Annotated in this window: 3 protein-coding genes; 1 reads left to right on the forward strand and 2 read right to left on the reverse strand. The window is 64.1% G+C overall.

The features are described from left to right. Together EN964_RS28545 and EN964_RS28550 are read right to left on the reverse strand one after the other, a co-directional pair. The coding region (locus EN964_RS28545) for a siderophore-interacting protein (protein ID WP_127273160.1) at positions 1-715 on the reverse strand (715 nt) is incomplete at its 3' end. A gap of 2 nt (positions 716-717) precedes the next feature. Next, on the reverse strand, positions 718-2,844 hold the full coding sequence (locus tag EN964_RS28550; protein ID WP_127268611.1) for a TonB-dependent hemoglobin/transferrin/lactoferrin family receptor: 2,127 nt from the start codon (positions 2,842-2,844) through the stop codon (positions 718-720). Positions 2,845-3,030: 186 nt separating this feature from the next. On the opposite strand from EN964_RS28550, the gene EN964_RS28555 reads away from it, so the two are divergent. Then, a partial coding sequence (locus EN964_RS28555) for a hemin ABC transporter substrate-binding protein (protein WP_127277015.1) occupies positions 3,031-3,690 on the forward strand: 660 nt, incomplete at its 3' end.

A 3,690-nucleotide genomic window follows, 5' to 3' on the forward strand; every position in this document is an offset into this window, starting at 1 on the left:
TGACGTACCACTCCGCCTGCCGCACCGGGCGGCCGACCGGTCCCATGATGCCGACTTTCGTGCCGGGAGCTGCCCGCATGGCCCAGGCGGAGCCAACGCTCTCGCCGGGATGGACGAGGAAGTCGACATCGATGATGCCCCTGGCCACGTCCAGCGCCCGGATAGTGTAGACGCGCGCCACCGGACGCCGGTCGTCGGCGGGCCAGACCGGCAAGCCATTGCCGCCGAGCACCGGCCACAGCGGATCGGGCACCTCCCTGGTCGGAAACAGCATGCGGATATGCATGCCGCCGAATTTGGCGAAACGGCTGAGATCCTCGCCGGCCAGCCGGATGCGGCGCATGTGCGGGGTGAGGTCGCGAATATCCGTCACCACCATCTCGCGGAACTGGGCGAGGCTGGTTTCGCCTGAGAGATCGCCGGTCCAGACGATCTCGGGGTTTTCCTCCTTGGCGTAGACCTGTACGGCTGTGGCCAGCAGGTCCTTGATACGGGCGAGCCCGTCGCGGTCGGCAGCATTGGCCCGCATCACCAGCCGTTCCATGTCGAAAGAGGCCCCGCCGAAGGCAAAGCGGAAATCGATGCGCTTTCCCTCATGCGAGGCATCGGCCTCGAAGCTCCGCAGCCTGTCTGAAATGCTGTCCATGTAGTCCGGCAGACGCCTCAGGTTGAGCCGCGCCTCGCAGGCCAGTTCACGCACCGATGCTTCGTTCATTGTCAGCCTCCGATCCTGCCGGTGAGGGCCACCTTGAAGGTGCGGCCCTTGCCCTGTTCGGTTGCTGCCGAGGTCGACCATGCGCTTTGCGGGTCGGTGTAGGCGGTGTTGAAGATGTTATCGACGCCGAAATCGAGCTTGAGGTTGTCGTTGACGCGCCAGTTGGCGAAGACATTGACCAGATCGAAGGCGTCGTCGACAATCGGCACGGCGTTGGGATTGGTGCGGCTGGTGCGGGTGATCTTGCCGACGCTGAGATATTGCGCGCCGACCGTGAGCTGGTCCTCCAGCATGCGAAAGCCGATTGTGGCCGAGAAGCGGTCGAGCGGCGTGTTGTTCAGCGCCTGGCCGGAATAGACGCCGCTGACGACCTTGGCGTTGATCAGCGCACCGGCGAGGTTTACGAAACCCCAGTTGTAGTCATAGACCATCTCGGCCTCGACGCCCTTCAGGCGGGCGTCGCCGATGTTGATTGCCGTGCGCGGCAGGACGGTGAGGTCGACGTCGATATAGTCCTCGACGTCGGTGTGGAAGACGTTGAGCTTGGCGCGCAACCGGTCGCCCGGCGTCAGCAAATCATCGTATTTGACATTGATGCCGGCTTCCCAGCTCTTCGCCGTTTCGGGCTGCAGCAGGAGATTGGGCCGATAGGTGTCGCCGCCGCCATGCGCGCCGCCGCCACGGAAGACATCCTGCAGGCCAGGCGCCCGGTAGCCTTCGGAGTAGGTGCCATAGAGCTGAAAGCCGTCAAACGGCGTGACGCCGACGGTGAGGCGCGGCGACCAGCGATCGCCGGAGATCGAGGCTTCCTGTGGCGACGGGATGCGCGTCTCGCCATCGAGTTGGTAGCCGTCATAGCGCATCGCAGCTATGGCCTGCAGCCAGTCCTCGTAATCGCCCTGCCACTGCAGGAAGCCGCCATAGCCCTGCTGTTGGCCAGCGCCGAAATGCGCCGCTTCCGAGGAGGCTTCGAGATAGTAGTAATCGAGTCCGTAGGTCAGCGTGTGGGCCAGCCCCCAGGCGTCGAAGCGCGAGGAGTTCTTCACGTTGAAGCCCGAGGTGGCGACATCATAGAAACGGAAATTGCCGATCCCTGAGGCGGGCGCGACCTGCGTCTGCTCGGCGCGGGTGCGGTTGTGATAGGCATTGGCGCTGAAGTCGATCAGCGCGTTGTCGTCGGGCTTCCAGGTATAGGCGGCGGTGTAGGTCTGGTTGGTGGTGTTGGTGTCGTAGCGGCTCAGCGTCGGCGAGGTCGAGCCGCTCGATCCGGTGATCTGGTCGTTGTAGCGCTGCAGGATGGCGCCGAGCTTCAGCTCGTGGCCATCGGCCGGCCGCAGAGTCGTCTTCAGATAACCGCTGGTCACCCGCTCACCGGTCCATGGCACGGTTTCGCCATTGCCGTCGGTATAGCTGTCGCGGTTGCGGTAGATGAGGTTGCCGATGATGTCGGCATCGTCGCTGAAACGATAGGCACCGGTAGTGCTGGTGGTGAAGCCGTCGCCATTGTCCTCATAGCCGAGCTTTTCGCTCAGCGCCCAGCGCTCGTCCTTTTTAAGGAAATCGCCGGCGTCCTTGGTCTCGAAGGAAACAACGCCGCCGATGCCGCCTGAACCATAGGCATTAGACACCGGGCCACGAATGACCGTGGCTTCCTTGATCAGGTCGGGTTCGACGTAGAACGAGCCAGAGCCGTGGCCGACGCGCCAGTAATCCTGCCGGGCGCCGTCGAGCGTTACGACGACGCGGCCATACTGCTCCAGGCCGCGAATGTTGATGGCGGTCGCCGGGTCGTCGCCATTCATCGATGCGGCGACGCCCGGCGTGGTGCGAAAGATGTCGGCGGCGGTGTCGGGCTGGATGCGGTCGAGTTCGTCCTGATCGATGGCGCTGATGGCGGCCATCGATTCGATCACCGCCGTCTTGATCATCGTCGCCGAGATGGTGATCACGTCGAGCATGGTCGCCGGCTGGTTCTGCGCGGGATTGGCCGGCGCCAGGCGGCCGGCCTTGGCGGCGGCCTTTTTCTCCTGGTCCTGTTCCTGCGCGTTGGCAAAAGGCACGGCGCAGAGGCCGAGCACGAAGGCGAGCGCGGTGCTCGCCATCAAGGTCGTGTTTGTTGTCGTTGTCATAGTCATGCAGCCCCCAAGCAAAAGCAAAACTGCTGGCGGTGGCTGAAGGGCCTTGGCTGGCATGATCGAGAATCCCTCGACCAGGCGGGTCGGGGCAGGGGTCACATATTAAAACATGATGACATAAGTCAACTTTAAATTTATAGCCGACCGTCATCGAGAAGCATTTGGCACGGGAGCAGCGGCATGGTCGGAAGTGTGGGCGATGGCAAGAGGATCGGCTGGTTGCAACCGGGCAGGATCGCGGCGGTGCTGCTTCTGGCGCTGTCGGTGCTGGCGCCTTCCTGCGGCTTCAAGGCGCTGGCCGCCGAGACGGTTGTCGATGCGCTGGGGCGAAGCGTCGTGCCGGGCGCGGCGACCCGAATCGTGACGCTCGGCTCCGACGTCACCGAGATCGTGCACGCGCTCGGCGCCGGCGAGCGGATCATCGCCGTCGATCGCGGCAGCAAATATCCGCCATCCGTAACCGGGAAGCCCAATGTCGGCTACCGCCGCCAGCTTTCGGTCGAGGGGCTGGCCAGCTTGCGTCCCGATCTGATCCTGGCGGCCGAGGACAGCGGGCCGCCGGAGGCGGTCGAGGTGCTGAAGTCGCTGGCGATCCCGATCGTCTTCGTCCCGCAGGACAACACCCCGCAAGGCATCGAGCGCAAGATCACACTGATCGCCGCCAGCCTTGGGCTCGAGGACAAGGGCAAGGTGGTTTCCACCGAGGTGCTCACCGCCTTTCAGACGGCAGCCGACCTGGCAGCAAATATTCCGCCGGAGCGGCGCAAGAAGGTGGTGTTCTTCCATGGCCTTGTGAAGCTGAGCGCAGCCGGTGCCGGCACCTCGGCCGACGCCATCATC

The organism is Mesorhizobium sp. M7A.F.Ca.CA.001.10.2.1, assembly GCF_003998575.1.
In the GTDB taxonomy this organism is placed as follows: Bacteria; Pseudomonadota; Alphaproteobacteria; order Rhizobiales; family Rhizobiaceae; genus Mesorhizobium.

Excerpts from the sequence above, each read along its gene's own strand:
- EN964_RS28550 (WP_127268611.1), bottom strand. The coding sequence starts at position 2,844 with ATGACAACGACAACAAACACGACCTTGATGGCGAGCACCGCGCTCGCC.